Origin of the sequence: Pseudomonas sp. AK181, assembly GCF_051122975.1 — a bacterium.
GTDB lineage: Bacteria > Pseudomonadota > Gammaproteobacteria > Pseudomonadales > Pseudomonadaceae > Aquipseudomonas > Aquipseudomonas lactis.
The window spans coordinates 3,359,872-3,384,329 of sequence record NZ_CP146348.1; the positions used below are offsets into that span (position 1 = coordinate 3,359,872).

Sequence of the window (24,458 nt, forward strand, 5' to 3'; positions counted from 1 at the left end):
GAGGCGGTCTGATCCAACCTGCTGTTCGGCTGTCAGGCTGCCATCGGGCGCACACAAGGTCTGTGCCAGGCGCAGAGTTTGTGGGCGATGCATGACCAATGTGGGAGCTGGCTTGCCTGCGAAAGCGGTGGTTCAGTTAAAGATTCAGTCACTGACACACCGCCTTCGCGAGCAAGCCCGCTCCCACAAGCCCACCGTCGTATATTTGATACCTAACCGTTACCGCAACACAGCAGCAGCCCCGCTACACGCCTGCCCCGCCCGCTCGCAGATCTCCCAGCCACCCCCCAGCGCCTTATAGATCCCAACCACCGCCAAACGCTGTTCCGTGCGCGCTGCGGTCAATGCGCGGCGGCTGGTGAAGTCGGCACGTTCGGCCTCAAGCACATCCAGGTACACGCCCTCGCCTTGCGCAAACCGCTCGCGCGCAAAGCTGGCGGCCTCACGATTGGCAGCCGCCTCCAGCAGCCGCAAGCCCAGGGTGTTGCCGGCCGTGCGGTTGGCCTGGAACGCATCGTCGGTTTCCTGCAGGGCCCGCAACACGGTCTGGTCATAAGCGATCAAGGCCGCCTGGGTGCGCGCCTCGCTGGCGGCAATCCGCGCACGTACGCGCCCGGTGTCCAGCAGCGACCAGCGAATCACCGGCGCGATAAAGTTCGACTGCATGCCCGCATCGCCCAGCGCGTTGAGGCTTCCGGCCAGTAGACCGATGGAACCTTGCACCTGAATGTCCGGATACAAGCCCGCGGTTTCCACGCCGATCTGCGCGGTCGCGGCCGCCAGCGTGCGTTCGGCCGCAGCAATATCGGCGCGGCGCGCCAGCAAGCCGGCTGGGTCTCCCACCTGCAGCGTGCGCAGGTTCAAGGTTTCACGACCAGGCCGGGCCTGCGGTGGCTTGAACCCTTGAGGTGCTTGCCCCAGCAGCACCGCCAGCGCGTTGGTTGCCCTGGCGCGACGTCGCTCCAGGTCAGGCGCGACCGCCTCCACATTGCGCAACAAGGCCTCGGCGCGCAGCCGGTCGAATTCGGTGGCGGCGCCGACGCTGACCATCTGCCCCACCAGGCCCAGGCTGTCGCGCTGGCTCTGGCTGATATCCGCAACCACGGCCTGTTCGGCTTCGATGCCTTGCAGGTCAAACCAGGTGGCCGCGACCGTCGCCGCAACGCTCGCTTGCACGCTGCGCAACAACGCCTGACGCGACCCCGCCTGGGCCTGGGCAGCCTCCACCGAGCGACGCACGCGGCCAAACAAGTCGATTTCCCAGGCCGCATTCACCGCCGCGCGGGTGGTTTCAATGGAGCGCTCCTCGCCAAACGGGGTCTCGACCTCGCTGCGCTTGCGGTGCTCGTAGCCCAGGGCGGCGCCGCCGCTGGGCAGGAAGCCTTGGCGGCTTTCACGCAACAGCGCCTTGGCTTCGTCCAGGCGCGCGGCGGCGATGCCGATGTCGTGGTTGGCCGCCAGTGCCTGTTGGATCAACTGACTCAGTGCCGGCTCATCAAACACCTGCCACCACTGCACCTCCACCTCGCCCGGACCCAGCCCGGCGATGGGCGCGCCAAAGCTCGTCGCCCGTTGCGCAGCGGGCAGCACCGGCGCGGAATAGTCCGGCCCCACCGAACCGCAACCGGCCAGCAGGGTCAACGACAACACAAAAGCTGGATACGCCTGTTTCATGATGCGCTCTCCTTTAGCTGCACCTTCGGGCTCGCCCCCTGGCGCTGCACGCGCAGCGCCAGGCTGCGCATCACCACATAGAACACCGGCGTGAGGAACAGGCCGAACAGCGTCACACCCAACATCCCGGCAAACACCGCAACCCCCATGGCATGGCGCATCTCGGCACCGGCACCACTGGCAAACACCAGCGGCACCACGCCGGCGATGAACGCCAGAGACGTCATCAAAATAGGCCGCAGACGCAATTGGCACGCATGGATCACCGCTTCCAATGGGCTGGCGCCTTCGGCTTCGAGGCTGCGGGCAAACTCGACGATCAGAATGGCGTTCTTCGCCGCCAGGCCCACCAGCACCACCAATCCGATTTGCACGAACACGTTGTTGTCGCCGTCCACCAGCCACACGCCGAGGATTGCGCTGAGCAGGCACATGGGCACGATCAGCAACACCGCCAACGGCAGCAGCCAACTGTTGTACTGCGCGGCAAGGATCAGATACGCCAGCAACACACACAGCGGGAAAATAAACAGAACCGATGACCCGGCGAGCTTTTGCTGGTAGGTCAGGTCCGTCCATTCATAGGTCACGCCCTCGGGCAGTACCTCCTGGGCCAGGCGCTCCATGAGCGCAACTGCCTGCCCGGAGCTGACTCCTGGCATCGCGCCGCCAGAGATATCCGCCGACGGATAGCCGTTGTAGTGAATCACCCGGTCAGGCCCCGAGCTCGGCGTGACCGTGACAAACGCTGACAACGGCAGCATGTCCCCAGCGGCGTTGCGCACCTGCAGACGGCCGATGGCTTCGGCCTGCATGCGGTGGTCTGCATCGGCCTGGGCCGTGACTTTATAAGTGCGGCCAAACCGGTTGAAGTCGTTGACATACAGCGACCCCAGGTAGACCTGCAGCGACTCGAACACATCCGCCAGGCGCACGCCCTGGCTCTTGACCTGGGTGCGGTCGATGTCGACATTCAGTTGCGGCGCGTTGACGTCCAGGCTGGTCATCAACCCGGCCACCTGGCCTGACTCGGTGGCTTTGGTCATCAGCACCTGGGTCTGCTGCACCAACGCCTCAAGGCCGACGCCGCCACGGTCTTCGACCTGCAGCTTGAAGCCGCCGGTCACCCCGAGCCCCGGTACCGGCGGCGGTGGGAATACGCCGAGGAAGCCGTCGGGGATGCTCGCAAACTTGGCTTGCAGGCGCCCAGCAATAGCGACCGCTGTCATATCCGCCGAGGTGCGTTCTTTGAACGGATCCAGCATGACGAACATCACCGCCGCATTCGGGACGTTGACGAAGCCGTTGACCGACAGTCCCGGGAACGCCACCACACTCTCGACCCCCGGCTCGTCCAGGGCGATTTTCGACATTTGCCGCACCACCGCATCGGTACGCTCCAACGAGGCCGCGTTGGGCAGTTGGGCGATGCCGACCAGATAGTACTTGTCTTGCATCGGCACGAAGCCGGCCGGTACCGCGTTGAAGCCAAACCAGGTCAGCGCGAGCAAGCCGCCGTAGGCCAACAGCGCCACGCCGCGACGGCCGACAACCTTGCGCACGCTGTTGCCATAGGCTTGCGGCGCCCGCTGGAACGGACGGCCCAGCACCTCCAGCAGCCGCTTGGCGCGACCGCGCAGGCTGCGTGGGTCAGGCGCCACGGCGGCCTGCCGCGGCCGCAGCAACAGACCGGCCAGCGCCGGGCTGAGGGTCAACGAGTTGACTGCCGAGAGGATCGTGGAAATCGCGATGGTCAGCGCAAATTGCCGATAGAACTCGCCTTGCAGGCCACTGAGAAACGCAGTGGGAATGAACACGGCCGCCAGTACCGAGGTGATCGCAATGATAGGGCCGGTGACCTCGCCCATCGCCCGTCGCGCAGCCTGCATCGGCTCCTCGCCGTCCTCGATATGCCGCTCGACGTTCTCGACCACCACGATGGCATCGTCGACCACGATGCCAATCGACAGCACCAGGCCGAACAGCGACAAGGTATTGAGGGAGAAGCCCATCAGGTGCATGACCGCAAAGGTGCCGATGATCGACACCGGCACGGCCATCAAGGGGATCAGCGACGCGCGCCAGTTGCGCAGGAACACCACCACCACAATCACCACCAACAGGATCGCTTCCATCAGCGTGATGGCCACCGACTCCAGCGAAGCGCGCACAAACACGGTGGGGTCATAGGCAATCCGCGACACCAGCCCTTCCGGGAAGTTGGCCTGCAGGCGCTGCATGGTGTCGCGCACCGACTGCGCCACATCCAACGCATTCGCCCCCGGGCTCTGGATGATCTGCAAAGCCACCGCAGGCTCGCCGTCCAACAGGCTGCGCAGCGCGTAGGCATCGGCGCCCATCTCGATACGGGCCACATCGCGCAAACGCGTGACCTGGCCGTTATCGCCGGTGCGGATGATGATGTCGCCAAACTGCTCTTCGTCCGTCAAGCGCCCCAAGGTATTGACTGTGACTTGGAAGGCCGCACTCGAATCCGGCGACTGGCCGACCGAGCCCGCCGCCACTTGCACGTTCTGCTCGCGCACGGCAGCAATCACATCGCCGGCGGTCAAGCCACGGGCGGCGATCAGGTCCGGGTCGAGCCACAGGCGCATGCTGTATTCACCCGCGCCCCACACCAGCACATCGTTGATCCCCGGCAGGCGCGACAGCTCGTCGCGCACCTGAAGATAGGCGTAGTTGGAGATGTAGAGCGGGTCATAACGTTGGTCGGGGGACAGCAGGTGGACCACCATGAGGATGTCCGGCGAGGTCTTCTGCGTGACCACGCCCAGGCGCTGCACCTCTTCGGGCAAGCGCGGCAAAGCCCGCGACACACGGTTCTGCACCTGGATCTGGGCCATGTCCGCGTTGGTGCCCTGGGCGAAGGTCGCGGTCAGGATCATGCGGCCATCGGTGGCCGACTGCGAGGTCATGTAAAGCATGCCCTCAACCCCGGTGATCACCTGTTCCAGCGGCGCTGCCACTGTCTCGGCAATTACCTGCGGGTTGGCCCCCGGATACGACGCAGTCACTTGCACCGTGGGCGGCGTGACGGCCGGGTATTCGCTCAACGGCAAATGGAAGAAGGCCACGATGCCGCCGATCATCATCAACACCGACAGGACGATGGCGAAGATCGGCCGGTCAATGAAAAAGCGTGGGAAGCTCATTGCACGCCCCCCACCGCCAGCGGTGCCTCAAGCGGCTTGCCCTCGATGCTGGCGGCCAGTGGTGTCACCTGCATGCCGGGGCGCACCAGGCCTTTGACGACAATGCGCTCGCCCGGTTGCAGGCCCTGTTCGATGACCCGCAGGCCATCAACCACCGGGCCCAGTTCGACCGGGCGGTATTCGGTCTTGTCGCCTTCACCGACGACCAGCACATAGCGGCGGCCCTGATCGGTGCCGATGGAATGGTCGGCAATCAACACCCGGGGTTGCGCCGTGCCGGTGTCCAGCTTGACCTTGGCGAACAGCCCCGGCGTCAAGCGCCCATCCGCGTTCGCCACCACCGCACGCACGCGCACCGTGCCGGTCTTGCGGTCGGCCGAGTTGGCCAGAAAGTCCACGCGCCCGGCCCGTGCATAGGTGGTGTCGTTGAGCATCGCCACCATGACCTTGGCGGCGTTTTCGGCCTTGGACCCGGCGTGCTGCCGCGTCGCTGCCAACGAATGCAGGTAGGTGCGTTCATCCACATCGAAGTACACGTGCAAGGGGTCGATGGAGACAATTGTGGTCAGGGGTGTTTCCCCACGGGTGACATAGTTGCCTTCCGTCACCAATGCGCGGTCGATGCGCCCGCTGATAGGCGCGGTGACGCGGGTGTAACTCAGGTCCAGTTGCGCCGTATCCAGCGCAGCCCTGGCCGCCTCAACCTGGGCCCTGCCGGCATTCAACGAGGCAATGGCGGTGTCGAGGCGATCACGCGCCACCACTTTTTTGGCGTACAACTGCTCGGCGCGGCCATGCTCGGCCTGGGCCAGTGATGCATTGGCCTCGGCCTCGCGCAAACGCGCCTTGGCGGCGTTCACTGCCGCCTGAAACATGCGCGGATCGATCACAAACAACGGGCTGCCCTTGGCCACGAACTGGCCTTCGGGCACGCTGACACTTTGCAGATAGCCACTGACTCGCGGGCGCAATTGAACCTGGTCGATGGCGGTCAACGAACCGGTGTACTCCACAAACGGCGTCACCGCCCGCGCTACCACCTGGGCCACCGGCACCCCGGGTGGTTGGGCGGTTGCGGCTGGCGGCGCCTTGTCCGAGCATCCGCCCAGCGTTAACGCTAAGGCCAACGCCCCGGCAATCAGGCTTACTGGTTTGGTGTACATCGTTCACCCTCCTTGGAATTTTCAAGACAAATCGACACGTGGGGTTTTTATCCGGCTTGCCATACTGGGAAGGTCAAGCGCTATAAAACCGGGGGTGTGTTTTGTCTGAGAAATACTTGGAGGTGAATCAAATGGCGGCCAGCGAGGCGTGGTGGCGCTCGGGGCTACCTGTCGAACGCGGTTGAAGGTGGGAGCTGGCTTGCCTGCGAAGGGATCAACCTGGTTTGGCTGATAGACCGAGGTGTCTGCATCGCAGGCAAGCCAGCTCCCACATTTGGATTGAGCGGTGTCAGCCAGGTATCTGTGGGCTCAGGTCCAGGCGACTACCAACAAGCCGGCGCCCAACACCAGGCACAACGGCGAGTAAAAATACGTATCCAGGCGAGCAAACTTCGACCCGCCGACCTTCTTGAAAAACCCCACCAGCTCCGAATCCCCGATCGCCCGGGCAAACATCAGCACGGCTATCGCACTGATGCCCCACTGCAACGCCCCATGGGACACCGGCGAGAAATACAGCCCGGCGCGCAGGCACACGAGTAGGGCAATCGCCACCAGCCCCATCGCCACCAGGAAGGTGCCCAGCGCCGACGGTTTGAACGCCGGCCTCGGCCCGCTGGCAAACTCTCCGGGCAGTTGCGGGATAGCGGCCAGGCTGCCGAGCTTGCCACCCGCAGCCCAATACAAATGCACCATGCTGATGAAGGTAAATACCCCGACGATCCACCGCGCAATGACAAAGCTCATGGTCGGCGCTCCACAAAAATGTGCGAATGAGGATAGTCGCCCTGAGATTTTTTGCAGGCATTTCGTCGGTCGCTGATGATAAAGTGCCGCCCCATGAAACTCGCCCGTGCCGACCGCTCACTCATTGCCTGGATGCTCTACTGCTGCGTCCTGTTCAATGTGTTCGCCTGCAGCATTGGTCATGGGCAGATGGTGGGGATGCAGCTCAACGGCATCAGCGGCCAGTTCTGCACGGTCGACCCACGCACCCAGGCGCCGCTGCCCAGCAACTCGACGGACGAGAACCTGCCCACGCTGTCGAAGGCGTTTGGTTGCCCGCTGTGTTCTACCGGCGGCATGGGCCCGGCGCTCAACTCCCACCTGAATGTGGCGGTACTACCGCAACCCCATGCGCCGCCTGCTGCGGTGGTGCTTGCCGCTGACATTCCTGCCCGCCTCACCTGGCCTGCGGCTAATCCGCGCGCGCCACCTGCCTTCGCCTGATCCCTGCGCTTTCTGATCTGCACCGCCTCGTTTCCGTCAGGAGTACGGGTAGCTGTGCGTTGTTTTCGAGCCAAGTTTTCAGGATTCAACTATGAAACATTTTCCCCTGTTGGCGGGCCTGTTCGGCTGCCTGCCTATCTGCGCTTCAGCCCTTGAGCTGGCGCCGACCACCATTGATGGCGAGCAAAGTGCCGAGCCTGGCCTGGCCCTGGACCAATCCAGCGGCATGGCCTCGCGCCTGGGCCTGAGCGTGCGGGAAACCCCGGCGTCGGTGGCCATCGCCAACCGCAACGATATCGAGCGCCATGGCGCCAAGACCTTCCGTGATGCGGCCAATACCCTGCCCGGCGTCAACGCCAGCGCACCGCCCGGGTTTGGCGGGTTTGTCTCGTACCGAGGGTTTACCAGCAGCCAGATCACCCAGATGTTCAACGGCATCAATGTCGCCACGGGCCTGGCGCGGCCGGTGGATGCGTGGATCTACGACCGCGTCGAACTGGTGGGCGGCCCCTCCTCCTTGATCAACGGCGCAGGCTCCGTGGGTGGCTCGCTGAACTACGTGACCAAGCTGGCAACCCGCGAGGAACAGGCCGTCGAAGGCCAACTGAGCTACGGCAGCTACGACACCGCCGGTATGGCGTTCGGCCTCAACCATGCGCTGACCGAACCCGGCGCCGAGGTGCAGCATTACACCCGCCTGGATGTAAGCCGCAACACCAACCACAGCTACATCGACCGCGACCAGCGCGATGCCTGGAGCGTCGCGTTCTCCCTGCTCAGCGACCTCACCCCAAATCTGTCCCACACCCTGGCGCTTGAGTATCAGGACGAACATGAAGACAGCCCGTACTGGGGCACGCCGGTGCTCAACCCCAAGGCCGGTGAGCTGAAGATCGACAAGCACAACCGCTTCAATAACTACAACGTTGCCGACGGCCGTTATGAGCAACGCACCATCTGGGCACGTTCGATCATCGACTACCGGATCAACGACAGCACTACGCTGAAAAACACGCTTTACCACCTCGACAGCCAGCGCGACTACCGCAACCTGGAGACCTACCAGTACAACGCCGACAACAGCGCGGTGAACCGCTCGACGGCCTATCAGGTGCGGCATCAGGGCGAGCAGAACGGCAACCAGTTCGAACTGCGCCATGACACCAGCGTGTTCGGCCTTGCCACCACCTGGTCCGGCGGTTTTGAGTACAAGGTCAACAGCACCACCAACAGCCCCTTGAACGTGCCGGGCAAAAGTAGCGTGGACCCGAACCACTACTACCCAGGGCACTTCTATGCTATTCCCGGCACCCAGCCAGGTTTCGTCAAGGACAAAACCAACCAGGTGACCACCAAGGCACTGTTCGTGGAGAACCGCCTGGGGCTGACGGATAAGCTTTCGCTGCTGACCGGCCTACGCTACGACGCCATCGACCTGGACGTGACCAACCACCGCACCATTACCGCCACCAACCCGCGGCACTTCAAGCGCAGTTGGGAACCGGTAACGGGCCGGGTGGGCCTGACCTATCAATTCATCCCGTCCGCCAATGTCTATGTGCAATACAGCACCGCCGTCGAACAGCCCAATACCACTACCCAAGTGTTCGACGTGTCCACCGGCAAGCAATGGGAAATCGGCAGCAAGTTCGATTACCTGGAAGGTCGGGGTTCGGCCACGGTCGCGGCCTACAAGATTGAACGCAAGGACTTTGCCGTCACCGACCCGCTGGACCCGACCAACAGCATCCCGGTGGGCGCGCAGTCGTCCAAGGGCATCGAACTGGCCAGCTCGTTGCGTATCACACCGAGGCTACTGGCCGAAGGCAACTTCGCCTGGGTGGATGCGCAGTACGATGATTTCAACGAAAAAACCGCCAGCGGCGCCGTGGTGTCGCGCAAGGGCAATACGCCAACCAACGTGCCCAAGCGCGTGGGCAACCTCTGGCTGACCTACGACTTCGCCGAGGACTGGCAAGGTGGCGTGGATGCGCGCTACGTCGCCCAGGTGTATGCAGACAACGCCAACACCCAAACCGTGCCGGCCTATACGCTGTTTGGCACGTTCCTGCGCTATAAGCTGGATGCGAACACCTCGGTCACCGGGCGGGTGCGTAACCTGACCAACGAGGTGTATGCCGAGTTCGCCCATGTGTCGCCGGCGTATTATCTGGGGTCGCCGAGGACCTTTGAACTGGCCGTACAGACCAAGTTCTAACGCTGCAACGACCGTTGACTTGAAATGCAATTGAATGTGGGAGCTGGCTTGCCTGCGATGACTGAGTGTCAGACAACCTATTTTTATGCTGACCCACCGCTATCGCAGGCAAGCCAGCTCCCACATTTTGATCTGCACTGGATACAAAGACCGTCGCCTACTTGAGGCGCGCCTCGACCTTCTGCGCCACCTCTTGCGTCAACCAGGCCTTCCACACTTGCGGATGTTCCTTGAGAAACGCCTGGGCCACTTCCCTAGGGGGCGTGTGACGCTCACTCATCGTCGCCAAGGCTTTGTTAAGCGGCTCGATGGGAAACTCGACCTTCTCGAAAAACTGGGCAATCTGAGGGTGTTCCTGCTGGAACGGCGTCGATACGCCAATGCTCAACTTGGACGCCAACGAGCGTGTTGGCTTTGGGTTCGGGTTGTCGGCATCGGTCAGGGTCTTCCACGCGTCTGCATCAAACGGCGGTTCTTGCAGCTGGATCAATTTGTATCGGCCCATCAACGGGGTCGGCGACCAGTAGTAGAACAGCACGGGCTTGCCCCGGCGAATCGACGAAGCAATCTCCGCATCCAGCGCCGCGCCCGACCCGCTGCGGAAGTTCACGTAGCTGTCGTCCAGGCCATAAGCCTTGAGCTTCTGTTTGTTGACCACTTCGGAGGTCCAGCCGATGGGACTGTTGAGAAAGCGCCCCTTGCCTGGGGATTCAGGGTCTTTGAACACGTCCTTGTAACGCGCCAGGTCCTGTACGCTTTTCAGGTCCGGTGCCAGGGGCTTGAGCCCTTTTGACGGGTCACCCTTGACCACGTATTCCGGCACCCACCACCCTTCGGTGGCGCCTTTGACGATATCGCCCAGGCCCGCAACCTTGCCTTCGGCTTCAGCCTTGACCCACACCGGGCTGCGGCCTGCCCACTCCTCGCCGATCACCTGAATATCATTCTTGGCCAGGGCGGTTTCCAGGGTGATGGTGGTGCCCGGCAAGGTATCGGTGGGCAGGTCATAACCCTTCTCGACGATAAAACGCAGTACTTCTGTGATCAGGCTGCCGCTTTCCCAGTTCAGGTCGGCAAAATGCACCGGTGCCTGGGCAGCCGATACCGGCAATGACAGACTCAGGGTCGTCAGGCCCGCCGCCAGCAGTGACTTCAATCCTTTCATGCCTTTGCACCTCGCGTTTTCGCAGTCATGGCGAACGGCTTTGCTGCGAATGCGCGAAGCCTCTGAATAGTTAAGTCAACTCAACTGTAGTAGAGGTTCCAAAAGACAAAGAGGCACAACGTGTTCAGCGCCTACTCGCTGGCCTTGAAGGTCACCAACTCACCCTTGCGCCACTTGGCGGCTTTGCCCGTCACGGCCTTCAGGGTTTTGGTCAACCCTTCCTGCAATTGCTCATGGGCGGCGAATACCAGCATTACGCTGTGGCCTTCCTTGAACACAATACCCTGGCCTTCGTTCGATGACACAAAGGCATAGTCGCCGAGGCCGTACACGGTCAACTTGATGTCGCGAAACCTCAATTCGAACTTGCCACCCTCGCGGCTCGGCAGCACCGATGCGCGGAAATGGTCGCCCACTTTGAGTTCCAGGCGCGGCTTGTCATCCACGACCAGCGCCGTTTCGGTATCGATCTCGGCGATATAAATACCTTCCGGCGTCTGTTCAGTGATGTAGACAAACCGAGATTGAAACTGCTTGACCAACTTAGCGCGCAAATCACCCAGCACGAATAACGCGTGCATATCCAGATTACTGACTGCCAAGGAAACGCCCCCACATCAAAAAAGCGCTGGCCGCCGAAGCGAGCAGCACAAAAAAATCGCCGTTACGACACGATCACAGAGTCATTAAAAAACTGAAGAGAACGCGTAAGGCTAGTACAGACATCTGCGGCGGACCTCATGCAAGGTCATCCGGTGGTACAGCAAATCACAGGTTCAACGACCCGAGAATAGAGGTCGACCAACTTCAGAGAATAACCCGATTAAAAGTGCAGTTTTCCGACACTCAACACAAAAAATACGCAAGGCATGGAACCAGTCGCGAACTGCCGACGACAATACTAAAACAGCAACAGGGGTCAAAACCACCGCAAACGCTAACCACAAGCCAATAAGATTGATCGACAGGAGCTGAGCATGCAACGACGTCAACACGACGCTACGTCTTTCCACACTCGTTCATCATGTCCAGACGAACGCCAATACTACTGCTTGCTTAACCTTGACGGGTACTCCAATTCAGTGATGTACCAAGTTGTACCGGCAGGAAAGAACTTTTTTCATATTCTTGAAGTGCCCAGCGGCAGGATCAAGGGTTTTCGCAGCGATCACAACAAGGCCTGTGAACTGGCCAAGACTCTGGAAGCAAAGCTGCACGCTCGTTGCGGTCGGGTCGTTTCGTCACCTGGCTGACTTTACTGCGCCACCGCCCCTCAACAACTGCCATACTGGCCCGTCCATTGAAGTTTGCCCCCTGCGGGTCAGGTTTCATCAACGCAGTTACCTTGAAGGGAAAGCTATACGTGACGGAATTTGATATTGGCGAATTTATTATCCACGGTGATGCGAGGGAAGTAGACGGCGAGTTTCAAGCGGTCATCATCATGCGAGCCAAACCGCCGCTGAACAAGGTCACCGCGCACCAAGTGGAAAAAGACCGCTGGTTCAAAACCGCCGACGCAGCTGCCGTGGCGGGCAAAGAAGCGGCCCAGGCGCTGAAAGCCGCCGTGGATTGCGGCGCGCTCAATTCCTGACAATCCGATAGAACTCTGGCGTCCCCTACCCCTCACATGCATGACGATAAGCCCGCATGGAGAACGTTATGGACACCACTACCCCAACCCTTGAAACCCTGTTCGAACAACTGGGCCTGGATTCCAGCCAGGAAGCTATCGAGCGTTTCACCGCCGAACATCGCCTGCCCGATGAGGTAAAACTCATCGACGCGCCGTTCTGGAGCGAACAGCAGGCGAACTTCCTCAGGGAGCAATTGCACGTCGACGCAGAATGGGCGCCCGCAGTGGATGACCTCAATGCGCTGCTGCATGAGCCTCCCCGCGTGTGATCAATGCAGGCTGTCTGACGCTTCACTGCGCAACAGCGCTTGCCAGGCAGCCTGGCATTCCTGCGCCTCATCCCGGCTGGCGAATGCCGTACCGCGCTGCTCACCGTTGAGCAACACCACCCAGCAAGCTCGCTGGCCCATGGCACGCAGAGTTTCGGGTACGCCACTGCCGATCATCACGGCCACATCGACTTTGTTTTGCATGGAGCTTCTCCGCAGCATTAGTTAGCTGGCTAACAATGTTGGCCATGCTACGGTTTTATTCCAGTTGGAAAAAGCTATCTTCGGAATAGCTTCATTGCATAAACAGCAACAATGTAGAGACCGGGACGGCCAGCTCGAGAGCCGCCCCATTCACCGCATCAGGCTTGACGCTGGTGCTTGTCGATCTGCTCGTGGCGCTCTTGCGCTTCGATGCAGTACTTGGTGGTAGGGCTGATCAGCAGGCGCTTGAGGCCGATAGGCTCGCCGCTGTCGTCACACCAGCCAAAGGAATCTTCCTTGATGCGTTCCAGGGCGCGCTCAAGTTGCGGCAGCATGCGCTGGTCGCGGTCAATGGCGTTCACCAACCAGGTGCGCTCTTCTTCCACGGAAGCCGCGTCAGCCGGGTCGGCCGGGGTGTCCAGGCTTTCAATGGCGATACGGTTCTGCTCAATGCGCTCGTGGTGTTCCACTTTCATGTCTTGCAGCAACTTCTCGAAAAAAGCGTGCTGTTCGGCATTCATGTAGTCATCCGCCGGCATGGCCAGCAACTTTTCCTTTGTCATTGATTTCTCTATAAAAAATACGTGCATTAAGGCGAATAAGGGAGCGTTCCGCAAGGCCTGTGCAGGTCTCGGAAGGGCGCCGTCCATTTCAAGCGCCACCCGGCACTCAATTTACGAGGGGCGGCAGTCTAAGGCCGACTTGAGGGCGCAGCAACTGAAAAGACAGGCATTTTTTCCCGATCAACCCCTAAAAGCACCAGGACGGGCTTGGCGAATGGTCATCGGAGTGCGTTTATAGCAAGAAATTCAGTGTAGTGGAGTTATATAGAAGACAAACGGTTGTAGGAGCGAGCTTGCTCGCGAAGCATTCAAGGACACCGCGTTCAATCAGATAGCCCGCGTTATCTTTGCAGCTTTCGCGAGCAAGCTCGCTCCTACAGGGTATTCAGCGCTTGAGCTTGCGCTTGTTGCGGTATTGGTCGATCACCACCGCCACCACGATGATCAGGCCCTTGATGATGTCCTGGATATACGCGTCCACCCCGACAAAGGTAAACCCGCTGGCCATCACCCCGAGGATCAGCGCGCCGATCACTGTGCCGGTGATGCGCCCCACCCCGCCCGCCAGGCTGGTACCGCCGATCACCGCAGCAGCAATCGCATCCAGCTCGTAGGACATGCCCATGCCGGCCTGCCCCGTCGCTGCACGTGCCGAGGCCACCACGCCGGCCAGGCCCGCCAGGAGACCGGCGATGCTGTAGACAATGATCAAGTGGCGCTTGACGTTGATCCCCGACGTACGCGCCGCCTGCATATTGCCGCCGATGGCATAGGTGTACTTGCCATACTTGGTGTAACGCAGGGCAATGTGGAAGATCACCGCCACCACCAGGAAGATAATCACCGGCATCGCGCCATGGCCGATCGCCGTGTAGGAGTCCGAGAGCATGCTCACCGGCTGGCCTTCGGTGTAGTAGCGCGCCAGGCCACGGGCCGAAACCATCATGCCCAGGGTCGCGATAAACGGCGGAATGCCGGTGACCGCGATGATGCTGCCGTTGATCGCCCCCGCTAAAAGCCCCACGCCCAAGCCCATCGCCACCGGGATCCACACCGGCAAATCGGTGAGGGACGGAAACACCGCCCGGGAAAAGTCGGAGGTTTGCGCCAGGCTGGCGGCGATCATCGCTGACAACGCCAGCACCGAGCCGGACGACAAGTCGATGCCCGTGGTGATGATCACCTGGGTCACACCGATGGCCAGAAGGCCAATGATCGACACCTGCAGGATCATCAGCACCAGGCGCTGGGAGTTCATCAGAAAGCTCTGGTCGCGCACGATCCAGCCGAACAATTCAAACACCAGGCCGATACCGATCAGCACCAGGAAGATACTCAGCTCGGTGGGCATGCGTCGACGGTTCTTGACCGGTGCGGTTGCCGGCTTGTTGTCTGTTATTGCGTTCATAACCCATCACCTTCTTATTCTGTAGATCAGTGGACTGCGGTCATCCCGGAAGCCAACTGCATGACTTTTTCCTGGGTCGCCTCGGCGCGATCCAGGGTGCCCATCAGCTCACCTTCGTGCATCACCATCACCCGGTCGCTCATGCCGAGCACTTCGGGCAGTTCGGAAGAAATCATGATCACCGCCATGCCTTCGCTGGCGAGGAAGGCGATCAAGCGATAGATCTCGGCCTTGGCGCCCACGTCAATGCCGCGTGTCGGTTCATCCAGGATCAGCAAGCGTGGGTTGGTCATCAGCCAACGCGCCAGCAAGGCCTTTTGCTGGTTGCCACCGGACAAGGTGTCGATGCATTGCTCCAGCGAAGGGGTTTTCACCCGCAGCTTCTTGCACATGTCTTCACACAGGGCGCGCAAGGCTTTCTGCTGGATAAAACCGTTGCCCGAATAGTGCGGCAACACCGCCATTTCCATGTTCTCCAGCACCGACAGGCACGGGAACAGGCCGCTGAGCTTGCGGTCCTCGGTCAACAGCGCAAAGCCTTTCTCGATGGCCATATGCGGGTCGGTAATGCGCACCGCCTTGCCGTCCAGGGTAATTTGCCCGCTGGAGCTTGGGGTGATGCCAAAAATGGTTTCCGCCACGTTGGTGCGCCCGGAGCCCATCAGCCCGGCGATACCGAGGATTTCCCCGGCGTGCAGGTCGAACGATACGTCCTTGAATACGCCGTCCAGGCTCAGGTCGCGCACCGACAGCAGCAGGTCACCAATCGGCGTCTCACGCACTGGGAACAACTGGCTCAGCTCACGCCCGACCATCATCGAGATCAGGCTGTCGCTGTTCATGCTGTCGGCCCGTTGCAAACCGATGTATTGGCCGTCACGGAACACCGCCACTTCATCGGCGATGGCGAACACTTCGTTCATCTTGTGGGTGATATAGACGATGCCTTTGCCCTGGGACTTGAGGTCGGCAATGATCGAAAACAGGTGGGCCACTTCCTTGTCGGTAATGGCCGAGGTGGGTTCATCCATGATCAGGATGTCGGAGTCATAGGACACCGCCTTGGCAATCTCGACCATCTGTCGTTCGGCAATGCTCAGGTTGCCGACCTGTTCTTCCGGGTCGAGGTTGATGCGCAGGCGCGCCAGCAACTCGGCCGTGCAGCGGTGCATTTCGCGGTGGTTGACCATGTGCAGGCTGTTGAGCTGTTCGCGGCCGATCCAGATGTTCTCGGCGATGCTCATATGGGGCATCAGGTTGAGTTCCTGGTGGATCATCGCGATCCCGGCCTTTTGCGCAGCCAGCGGCGTTTCAAAGGTGATCGGCTTGCCACGCAGGCGAATCTCGCCGGCGTCGGGCTGGTAGATGCCGGCGATGATCTTCATCAGCGTCGACTTGCCCGCACCGTTCTCGCCCATCAACGCCAGCACGGTGCCGGGGCGCACCCGCAGTTGCACATCGTCCAGGGCCACGACACCGGGAAAGCCTTTGCTGATGTTGAGGATTTCCAGCAGGTAGGGTTCGTCCAGCGCCAGCGCCGAGTGGGCGACGGGCTGAGACGTGGCGGCTTGAGCAAGCATAGGGAGGTACTCCATCTGCAGGGCGGCCGTGACCGCCCTGCCAGCTGTTGTTGTTATGTCGGGGCTACTTGAAGTCTTTGACGTTGTCCGGGGTGATCAACTGGAACGGGATCACCACGTTCTGCTCGACCGGCTCGTTCTTGGCCATCTTGCGCGCCGCTTCCACCGAACCTACCGCCTGGCCCTTGGCGTCCTGGAAGGCCGACACGGTCATGTCGCCCTTGGTGATCGCGTTCAAGCCATCGGGCGTGCCGTCGACACCGGCAATCAACACGCTGCCTTTTTCCTTGCCGGCCGATCTCAGGGCCATGGACGCACCGATCGCCATCTCATCATTGTTGGCCAGCACCGCATTGAACTCCCGGCCCTGGGTCAGCCAGTCGTTGACCAGGGTCATGCCTCGGTCACGTAACCAAATGCCGGTTTGCTCCTGCTCGATCTTGATGTCCGGGTACTTCGCCAGCACTTCCTTCACGCCCTTGGTGCGGTTGGTGGTGGAGTTGTTCGCCAGGTCGCCCAGCAGGATCACGACCTTGCCCTTGCCGCCGAGCTTTTCGGCGATGTACTGCATTTGCAGGCGGCCGGCCTCGACGTCATCGGAGGTCACGGCCACCACGTCCTTGGGCAAGTCTTTCTGGTCGGGGCGGCGGTTGACGAACACCAGCGGAATACCTGCCTTGGTAGCGGCACTGATGATGTTCTTGGTCGACGCGGTATCGACCGGGTTGACGATAATCGCGTCGACCTTCTGGCTGATGAAGTTCTCGACCTGGCTCAACTGCTTGACCACATCGGCGCGGGCATCTTCGAACTGCAGTTGCACGCCATCGCCTTTTGGATAGGACTTGGCTTGCTTGTCCATGTCCTCGCGCAGGTAGGTGAGGAAGGTGTCATCGAACGCGGACATCGTCACGCCCACCTTGAGGTCGTCGGCGCCGGCAACGCCAGTGGCCAGCAGCATGGACAGGGCCAGGGCGGTAAAACGGATCGGGGTCTTCATGAACGGTCTGTCTCCACTTTCTTGTTGGTTTTTTCGACGTTGCGTTAATCAGGACTCGGCTGTCAGCCGCACCACCGGCGCGCCTGGAATGCAGCACACCAGCGCGCCCTGGTTTTCGACGCACAACACATTCAGGAAGGAGAAGTAGAATGGCCGGGCGCGGGGCAGTCCGCGTGGCGCTTGGAGGGGGCGTAAAACTCGCAGTACAGCGTTGAAGATTTTCATCTGACGGTACCTGGTTGTTTTTGATCTTGTTTTTGTTGAGTCGCCCGTTGGTTCCGGGACGTACTTTATGCAACCTGGAAAAGACTGTATTAGAAAATAATTTCCATATCAACCTGTTTTAGAATTTTATTCTATTTTTGTCGAAACCACCTGCTGGCGCTCAGCGCTCAGGCGCGCGGCGTCTAATATACGGGCGGTTTCCAGGGCATCATAGGCGTTGACCGGCAGCGGCCCCTGCCCCATCACGGCGGCTTGCAACTGGCGGTAGAACTGGGTCCAGCAGCCCTTCTCGGATGGCACCCGTTCACGCTCCGGCCCTTGTTCAAACCAGCCCCAGCGTCGGTGTTCCTCAGCGCCCCAGTGTTCACCTTCGGTTTTCGGCGACTTGCCGGCCAGCAGCGCTTCTTCCTGGCCGTCCAGGCCGTCGACGGTGTAGCAACCCAGGCTGCCACTGACGCGAAAGCGCGGCGCCTGGCTGCTCTGCAACGCGTTGCCCCACAGGTGCGAAATCACGCCGTTGGCGTGGGTGAGGGAGACGAAGAAGCCGTGATCCACCGTGGGATGTTCAGGGGTGTAGTGCAATTGGGCAAACACCCGGTCCACCGGGCCGAACAGTTGCAGCGCCTGGTCCACCAGGTGGCTGCCCAGGTCGCGCAGCCACCCGCCACCGCTGGCATTGCCCACGGCCTGCGGGCTGTAGCGCTCCACGCGGGATTCAAAGCGGGTGATGGTGCCCAGGGCGCCGGCGTCGATCAGTTTGCGCAAGGTCAGGTAATCCGAATCCCAGCGCCGGTTCTGATAAACACTGAGCAACGAGCCCTGGCGCTCGGCAGCGGTAATCAGGGCCTGGGCTTGCTCGGCGTTGGCGGCAAAGGGTTTGTCGCTGACCACAGCCACCCCATGCTCAATCGCTTCCAGCACCAGGGCCGGGCGACCTTTGAGCGTGGTAGAAATCACCAGGGCATCGACGCCGGCTTCGACGATCTGGCCGATGGAGTCGAAGGCTTTGACACCGGGAAGGTCAGTACTCAATTGCTGGCGACGTTCGGGTGAACGCGTCACCACGCCGACAAAGGTGGTGCCAGGCAGGGTGGCGATCAGCGGCGCATGAAAGAAGCGCCCACCGTGGCCGTAGCCCACTAGTCCGATTCGCATGCTCAACTCCGGAATTGATTTGGAAACCCAATCAACTGTGGGAGCTGGCTTGCCTGCGATAGCAGTGTGTCAGGCAATGAATTCGTCACTGATAGACCGCTATCGCAGGCAAGCCAGCTCCCACAGTGTTAACCACATTTCTTCAGTGAGTTAGCCGTAGAAGCGCGGGCGATCCGGCAGGCTGACTTTCACAATCTGCCCGCTGCCCTGGGCTTCAATACATGCATCCGCCGCCACCGCCGCCGCAAACCCATCCCACGCCGACGGCCCGCCGACTTGCCCGGCCAGTACGCTGTCGATAAACGCCTGCAACTCCACGTCATAGGCATCGATAAACCGATCCTTCCAATCCATCAGGATCGCGTTGGACAGCTTCGCCTCACTGCGCAGTTGCACTTGGGACGGCTCCGGCAACTTGGCGATGCCGCTCTCCCCTACCACTTCACACTGAATGTCGTAGCCGTATTGGCAGTTCACAAACACTTCCACGTCGATACGCGTGCCTTTGGCGGTTTCCAGCAGCACGATCTGCGGGTCACGCAGGTGCGCCAGCGCCTTGCTGGTCTTGCGCGGGAACACCACCTGCACGGACACGTAGTCGTCATTGAGCAGCCAACGCAGCACGTCCAACTCATGGATCAGGGTGTCGGTGATCGCCATGCCGGTGTTGTAGTTCTCGCCCACCGTGGGGTTGCGGTGCGCGCAGTGCAGCATCAACGGCTCGCCAATCTGGCCGCTGTCGATCACCGCTTTGAGGGCGCGGTAGCCTTGGTCGTACGGGCGCATGAAACCCACCTGGACCAGGCGTTTGCCGTGGGCCACTTCGGCCTCGACAATGTTGCGGCAACCCTCGGCCGTCACCGCCAGGGGTTTCTCACAGAACACCGGTTTGCCGGCGGCAATCGCGGCCAGCACAAATTCTTCGTGGCTTGGCCCCCAGGACGTCACCAGTACCGCTTCGACCTCTGGCGCGTTGATCAACGCATGGCCGTCCGGGTACACCTCGGCGTCCAGCTTCAAGTCGGCAACGACTTGGGCGGCTTGCTCAAGGTTGATGTCGGTGACGGCCACCACCTGGCTGTTGAGCAAGGCCTGGCTGCAACGACGAATATGGTCCCGGCCAATGGCGCCCGTACCAATTACTCCAAGCTTCAAAGACATGCAAACACTCCTCTTGTTGTTAGTACTGCCGGGCCTTGGCCAGGTGTTCATTGAGTTTTTTTGCCGCTGCATTCGTGCGTTCACTGGTGGACACTTGCGCCACCCCCACCCGCCACCACGACAGGTAGCCGTGGACCATGGTCTTGGGCAGCACCTTGATATCGATCAGGGTGGAGACGGTTTGCGTGCGGGCATCGGCCAACGCCGCTTCCAGCTGTTCCAACGTGCTGACCTTATAAGTCTTGCAGCCATAAGCCGCCGCACTCATGGCGAAGTCCACCGGCACCAGGCCACCGTCGAGCTTGCCGCTCTCGGGGTTGCGGTAGCGGAACTCGGTGCCGAAGCTGTCCATGCCATTGCCGATCTGCAGGTTGTTGATGCAACCGAACGCCATGTTGTCCAACAGCACCACGTTGATCTTGCGCCGCTCCTGGATCGAGGTGGCCAGCTCCGAGTGCAGCATCATGTAGGAGCCATCGCCGACCAGCGCGTACACCTCCTTGCTCGGCTCGGCCAGCTTCACGCCCAGGGCGGCATTGATCTCGTAGCCCATGCATGAGTAGCCATACTCGACGTGGTAGGTGTTCACGCCCTTGCTACGCCAGGCGCGCTGCAAATCGCCGGGCAGGCTGCCGGCGGCGGCGACGATAATTGCGTCATCGGCCAGGCGTGTATTGAGCACGCCGAGCACAGCGCTCTGGGTCAGGCACGAACCGGTCAGCTCGATGAATTCGCGCAGGACCGCACGGTCCAGGTGGTCGTCGACTTCGGGGACGAACTCATCGCCCTGGTAGTGCACCTGATGCACGCGGTCCACTTCGGCGTCGAGTTGCGCCTTGGCGTCGGCGATCTGCTCGCCCCAGCCCGAACGGTAATCGCCCAGGGCAGTGGCCAGCGCTTCAAGGGCCACTTTTGCATCGGCCAGCACCTGCACGCCGTCCAGCTTCAAGGCATCGCAGGGGCTGATATTGAGGTTGAGAAACCTTACCTCGGGGTGCTTGAACAGTGATTTTGACGAGGTGGTGAAGTCGGTATAACGGGTGCCGATGCCAATGATCAAGTCGGCCTCGGGCGCCAGCAGGTTGGCCGCCAGGCAGCCGGTTTCGCCAATGCCGCCGACGTTCAGCGGATGGCTGGACACCACGGCGCTCTTGCCCGCCTGGGTTTCGGCGAAGGGAATATCGAAGCGCTCGGCAAAGGCTTGCAGTGCCTGGTTAGCGCCGGAGTACTTGACCCCGCCGCCGCAGATGATCAGCGGCTTGCGCTTGCCGCCAAACGCCGCCAGCGCGTCATCGAGCATGGCGCGGGTGGCCGGGCGTCGGTCGATGCGGTGCACGCGTTTTTGCAGGAAGTAGTCGGGGTAGTCCCAGGCTTCGGCTTGTACATCCTGGGGCAAGGCCAGGGTCACCGCGCCGGTTTCAGCCGGGTCGGTCAGCACGCGCATGGCGTGGATAGCCGCGGTCATCAGTTGCTCGGGGCGGTTGATGCGGTCCCAGTACTTGCTCACGGAACGAAAGGCGTCGTTGGTGCTGATGCTCAGGTCGTGGAACTGCTCGATCTGCTGCAACACCGGGTCGGGCTGGCGGCTGGCGTAGACATCGCCGGGCAGCAACAGCAACGGGATGCGGTTGGCGGTGGCGGTGGCTGCGGCGGTGAGCATATTGGCCGCGCCCGGCCCGACCGAGGCCGTGCACGCATAGATCTTGCGGCGCAGGTGCTGCTTGGCAAACCCGATGGCAGCATGGGCCATGCCTTGCTCATTGCGGCCCTGATGCACCACCAGGTCACCGCTGTCCTGCTCCAGGGCCTGGCCGAGGCCCAACACATTGCCATGCCCGAAAATAGTGAATACGCCGGCGACAAACTTGCTCTGTACGCCGTCGACTTCGATGTATTGGTTGTCCAGGAACTTCACCAGAGCCTGGGCCATGGTCAATCTTGTTGTGGTCATCACTTGCACCTTGTGTGAATGCAATTGGAATGTTCAACACCGATCCACTGTGGGAGCTGGCTTGCCTGCGATAGCGGTCTATCAGTTGCACAGGTATTGCCTGACACACCGCTATCGCAGGCAAGCCAGCTCCCACATTTTTGATCGCGTTACGGCAGGGGCTTTTGCAAATACGCCATGCTGCTGCCCAACGCCTGCCGGATATCCGCCACCCCGTGCACGCTTTCGGCAAACGGCTCGAACGACAAATAGCCGCTGTAACCGGTGCTCAGCAACGTGTCGATCTGCGCCGCATTGCCGAGAATATCGTCCTCGCCCACCAGCACGCGGTGGCCGTCGCGGATCGAGTCCAACGGTGCCTCGCGGTCTTCCACGCCCGAGATATGCACCAGCCCGGTGAGTTCCGGGAAGAACTCATGCTCGCCGGCCAGGTGATGGTGGAAGGTGTCGTGTACCACCCGGAATACATCCAGGCCACCGATAGCCTTGATGGCGTCCACTGCCACGCGCTTGCGGCGCAGAGCGGATACCGTGAAGCCCAGGGGCTCGATGAAACCGAGAATTCCGTACTCGCGCAGGATCAACGCCAGTTCGCTCAACGCCGTGCGCAAACCGGCGGCGCGCTGCGCATCGTTGCGCGTATCGCCAGGCTGATTGAACGGGCACATCACCAAGCCTTCGGCCCCGCACTCACGGGCGTAGGTGGCCAGTTCGATTGCCTGGGCACGGCGTTCGTCGTTCCACACATCAAAGGGGTACAGCGCGTTGATCGACAGCACCTTGATGCCCTGCGCCGCGCACAACTCGCGCACGCGGCTGGCGGGTGTGCCGTATTCGATTTCACGGTTCTTGAGGTCATTGCGAATCTCAATGGCCTCGCAGTTGAGGGCCGCCGCCAACTGGATGAAATCCGGCAAGGACAGGTTGGGGGCGACCATGCGGTTAAGGGCAAAACGTAGCGGCGACTTCATTATTGTTGTTCTCCGTCCAACACCGGTTATAGGTCCAGCAGCCAGCTGTGCTGCGGGTCGTTATGGAAATGCCAGGCGCGCTTGGGGCCGGCCATCACGTTCAGGTAATAAGACTCGTAGCCGTACGGCACGCTGACCGGGTGATAGCCCTTGGGCACCACCACCAGGTCGCTGTTTTCCACGGCCATGGCCTGGTCGATGCTGCGATCGTCGGTGTACACGCGCTGGAATACAAAGCCCTGGGGCGGGTTGACCTGGTGGTAGTAGGTCTCTTCCAGGAAGCTCTGGTGCGGCAGGTCGTCGGTGTCGTGCTTGTGCGGTGGGTAGCTTGAGGAATGCCCCGACGGCGTGCGCACTTCCACCACCAGCAGCGAATGGGCCGGCTCGCTGTCGGGCAGGATGTCGCACACGTAGCGGGTGTTGGCGCCTTTGCCGCGCACACTGCGTTTGCACTGCTCGGGTCGGATCAGGCGCGGGGCAAAACCCGTAGCACCCGGCGCTGCGCAGACGGCAATCTGCACATCGCTCAGGGCCGTGACCCGGGCGTCAGTGCCCGGCGGCAAATAGGCGGCGAACGGTGACTTGTCTTCGAACACCGACTGGCGATCACCCAGGTTCTGCCAATTGAAGCCTTCGCCTTCAATATTCACCCGACCGCTGAGCAGCACCAGGCACAGCTCCTGATCCCCCGCACTGACCGGCAGGGTTTCGCCCAGGCTCAAACGGTAGGCGGCAAAGCCTACGTACTCCAGGCGCCCCGCTTCCAGCGCCACCATGGTTTGCCCGCGTTTGCTGCTTTTGACCAACAAGCTCATCACTCAAGTCCTCTGGTTAAGAAGCGCACGCAGGGTGTCGTAACCCTTCTTCGCGTAGATATAGCTGGGCGCCACGGCCGGGTCCTGCTCGGCCTCCACCACCAGCCAGCCCTTGTAGTTCGCTGCGAGCAACACATCCAGCAACGGTGCGAAGTCGATATCTCCATCGCCGGGCACGGTAAAGGTGCCGTTGACGATGCAGTCCGGGAAGCTCCACATCTGGTTGCGCGCCAGTTGCACCACGGGTTTGCGTACGTCCTTGAAATGCACATGACAGACGCGTTCGATATGTTTGCGCAGTACGTCGATGGGTTCGCCGCCGCCCATGTAGCAGTGGCCCGAATCGAACAGCAGGCCGACTTCCGGCCCCGTGCGTTTCATCAACTGGTCGATGTCGTCGGGGGATTCGACGTAGGCACCCATATGGTGGTGGTAGGCCAGGCGCACGCCCTGGGACAAGGTGAAGCGCGCCAGTTCCGTGAGTTTGTCGGCGTAAGCCTGCCAGGCCTGTTCACTGTGAAAACGCGGGCGCTCGATCAGGCGGATGCGCGAACCCTGGATCGAGTCGGCCACCTCGCCGTATACAAGCACCGAGGCGCCGTTGTGTTTGAGCAGTTCGACATGGGCGGCAATCGCCTCGATTTCTTCAGCCACCGAACGGCGCGCCAGGCGGCTGGAGTACCAACCGGACACCAGCGCCAGCTCATAGGGGCGCAACACTTCAGCGACGCCCTGGGCATCCTTGGGGAACTTGCCGTTGAGTTCAAAACCTTCGTAGCCGATGTCCTTGCCTTCGCTCAGGGCCGTGCTCAGCGGGGTTTCACCGCCGAGGGCCGGGAGGTCGTCGTTGCTCCAGGAGATCGGGTTGATGCCAATTCGGATTGCGGGCATGGCTGC

The 24,458-nt window shown here is 61.3% G+C and carries 23 protein-coding genes; 5 read left to right on the plus strand and 18 right to left on the minus strand.

Annotated features, from left to right (window positions below; translation table 11 throughout):
* Positions 1 to 219 precede the first annotated feature (219 nt).
* From V8689_RS15355 to V8689_RS15370, 4 genes are all read right to left on the minus strand, one after another.
* A complete protein-coding gene (locus V8689_RS15355) occupies positions 220 to 1,674 on the minus strand; it encodes an efflux transporter outer membrane subunit (protein WP_056787473.1) in 1,455 nt (484 codons plus the stop codon).
* On the minus strand, positions 1,671 to 4,847 hold the full coding sequence (locus tag V8689_RS15360) for an efflux RND transporter permease subunit (RefSeq protein WP_434520565.1): 3,177 nt from the start codon (positions 4,845 to 4,847) through the stop codon (positions 1,671 to 1,673). The genes V8689_RS15355 and V8689_RS15360 overlap by 4 nt, the downstream gene beginning before the upstream one ends.
* Positions 4,844 to 6,010, minus strand: coding sequence for an efflux RND transporter periplasmic adaptor subunit (locus tag V8689_RS15365; protein WP_056787469.1), 1,167 nt, complete (start codon positions 6,008 to 6,010; stop codon positions 4,844 to 4,846). The genes V8689_RS15360 and V8689_RS15365 overlap by 4 nt, the downstream gene beginning before the upstream one ends.
* A gap of 309 nt (positions 6,011 to 6,319) precedes the next feature.
* Positions 6,320 to 6,757 (minus strand): DUF3995 domain-containing protein, encoded by a 438-nt coding sequence (locus V8689_RS15370; RefSeq protein WP_003191649.1) that lies wholly within the window; start codon positions 6,755 to 6,757, stop codon positions 6,320 to 6,322.
* 93 nt (positions 6,758 to 6,850) lie between these two features.
* On the opposite strand from V8689_RS15370, the gene V8689_RS15375 reads away from it, so the two are divergent.
* Complete coding sequence (locus V8689_RS15375) at positions 6,851 to 7,240, plus strand: DUF2946 family protein (protein WP_056787466.1); 390 nt, start codon at positions 6,851 to 6,853, stop codon at positions 7,238 to 7,240.
* Between the two features lie 91 nt (positions 7,241 to 7,331).
* On the plus strand, positions 7,332 to 9,458 hold the full coding sequence (locus V8689_RS15380) for a TonB-dependent receptor (RefSeq protein ID WP_434520566.1): 2,127 nt from the start codon (positions 7,332 to 7,334) through the stop codon (positions 9,456 to 9,458).
* Between the two features lie 157 nt (positions 9,459 to 9,615).
* On the opposite strand, the gene V8689_RS15385 is transcribed toward V8689_RS15380, so the two are convergent.
* The gene (locus V8689_RS15385) at positions 9,616 to 10,623 is read right to left on the minus strand and encodes an ABC transporter substrate-binding protein (RefSeq protein WP_056787461.1); all 1,008 of its coding nucleotides are present in this window, start codon (positions 10,621 to 10,623) and stop codon (positions 9,616 to 9,618) included.
* A gap of 131 nt (positions 10,624 to 10,754) precedes the next feature.
* Positions 10,755 to 11,204: a hypothetical protein gene (locus V8689_RS15390; protein WP_044274081.1), complete on the minus strand. Its 450-nt coding sequence runs from the start codon at positions 11,202 to 11,204 to the stop codon at positions 10,755 to 10,757.
* Between the two features lie 396 nt (positions 11,205 to 11,600).
* Here V8689_RS15390 and V8689_RS15395 point away from each other — a divergent pair, with 396 nt between their 5' ends.
* From V8689_RS15395 to V8689_RS15405, 3 genes are all read left to right on the plus strand, one after another.
* The gene (locus V8689_RS15395; protein ID WP_081089439.1) at positions 11,601 to 11,876 is read left to right on the plus strand and encodes a hypothetical protein; all 276 of its coding nucleotides are present in this window, start codon (positions 11,601 to 11,603) and stop codon (positions 11,874 to 11,876) included.
* Positions 11,877 to 11,986: 110 nt separating this feature from the next.
* The gene (locus tag V8689_RS15400; protein ID WP_003191661.1) at positions 11,987 to 12,217 is read left to right on the plus strand and encodes a hypothetical protein; all 231 of its coding nucleotides are present in this window, start codon (positions 11,987 to 11,989) and stop codon (positions 12,215 to 12,217) included.
* A gap of 68 nt (positions 12,218 to 12,285) precedes the next feature.
* Positions 12,286 to 12,528 (plus strand): DUF2789 domain-containing protein, encoded by a 243-nt coding sequence (locus V8689_RS15405; RefSeq protein ID WP_044274083.1) that lies wholly within the window; start codon positions 12,286 to 12,288, stop codon positions 12,526 to 12,528.
* Here V8689_RS15405 and V8689_RS15410 read toward each other — a convergent pair whose 3' ends face one another.
* From V8689_RS15410 to iolE, 12 genes are all read right to left on the minus strand, one after another.
* The gene (locus tag V8689_RS15410; RefSeq protein WP_032897012.1) at positions 12,529 to 12,732 is read right to left on the minus strand and encodes a hypothetical protein; all 204 of its coding nucleotides are present in this window, start codon (positions 12,730 to 12,732) and stop codon (positions 12,529 to 12,531) included. It lies immediately after the preceding gene.
* Positions 12,733 to 12,890: 158 nt separating this feature from the next.
* Positions 12,891 to 13,295 carry a TraR/DksA family transcriptional regulator gene (locus V8689_RS15415; RefSeq protein ID WP_003191666.1) on the minus strand — a complete coding sequence of 135 codons (405 nt, stop codon included), beginning with the start codon at positions 13,293 to 13,295 and terminating at the stop codon, positions 12,891 to 12,893.
* A gap of 385 nt (positions 13,296 to 13,680) precedes the next feature.
* Positions 13,681 to 14,703, minus strand: a complete 1,023-nt coding sequence (locus V8689_RS15420; RefSeq protein WP_003191668.1) for an ABC transporter permease — start codon at positions 14,701 to 14,703, stop codon at positions 13,681 to 13,683.
* Positions 14,704 to 14,729: 26 nt separating this feature from the next.
* A complete protein-coding gene (locus tag V8689_RS15425; RefSeq protein ID WP_056787459.1) occupies positions 14,730 to 16,283 on the minus strand; it encodes a sugar ABC transporter ATP-binding protein in 1,554 nt (517 codons plus the stop codon).
* Positions 16,284 to 16,347: 64 nt separating this feature from the next.
* Positions 16,348 to 17,283, minus strand: coding sequence for a sugar ABC transporter substrate-binding protein (locus V8689_RS15430; protein ID WP_056787457.1), 936 nt, complete (start codon positions 17,281 to 17,283; stop codon positions 16,348 to 16,350).
* Positions 17,284 to 17,331: 48 nt separating this feature from the next.
* A complete protein-coding gene (locus V8689_RS15435; RefSeq protein ID WP_003191673.1) occupies positions 17,332 to 17,508 on the minus strand; it encodes a hypothetical protein in 177 nt (58 codons plus the stop codon).
* Between the two features lie 126 nt (positions 17,509 to 17,634).
* Positions 17,635 to 18,663 carry a Gfo/Idh/MocA family protein gene (locus V8689_RS15440; RefSeq protein ID WP_056787455.1) on the minus strand — a complete coding sequence of 343 codons (1,029 nt, stop codon included), beginning with the start codon at positions 18,661 to 18,663 and terminating at the stop codon, positions 17,635 to 17,637.
* A 150-nt stretch (positions 18,664 to 18,813) separates the two neighbouring features.
* On the minus strand, positions 18,814 to 19,824 hold the full coding sequence (locus V8689_RS15445) for a Gfo/Idh/MocA family protein (protein ID WP_056787452.1): 1,011 nt from the start codon (positions 19,822 to 19,824) through the stop codon (positions 18,814 to 18,816).
* 19 nt (positions 19,825 to 19,843) lie between these two features.
* Positions 19,844 to 21,775 (minus strand): 3D-(3,5/4)-trihydroxycyclohexane-1,2-dione acylhydrolase (decyclizing), encoded by a 1,932-nt coding sequence (gene iolD / locus V8689_RS15450; RefSeq protein ID WP_056787449.1) that lies wholly within the window; start codon positions 21,773 to 21,775, stop codon positions 19,844 to 19,846.
* Between the two features lie 149 nt (positions 21,776 to 21,924).
* Positions 21,925 to 22,746, minus strand: coding sequence for a TIM barrel protein (locus V8689_RS15455; RefSeq protein ID WP_056787445.1), 822 nt, complete (start codon positions 22,744 to 22,746; stop codon positions 21,925 to 21,927).
* Between the two features lie 26 nt (positions 22,747 to 22,772).
* Positions 22,773 to 23,561, minus strand: coding sequence for a 5-deoxy-glucuronate isomerase (gene iolB, locus V8689_RS15460; protein WP_019817190.1), 789 nt, complete (start codon positions 23,559 to 23,561; stop codon positions 22,773 to 22,775).
* Positions 23,562 to 23,564: 3 nt separating this feature from the next.
* Positions 23,565 to 24,452: a myo-inosose-2 dehydratase gene (iolE, locus tag V8689_RS15465; RefSeq protein ID WP_056787524.1), complete on the minus strand. Its 888-nt coding sequence runs from the start codon at positions 24,450 to 24,452 to the stop codon at positions 23,565 to 23,567.
* Positions 24,453 to 24,458: the final 6 nt, after the last annotated feature.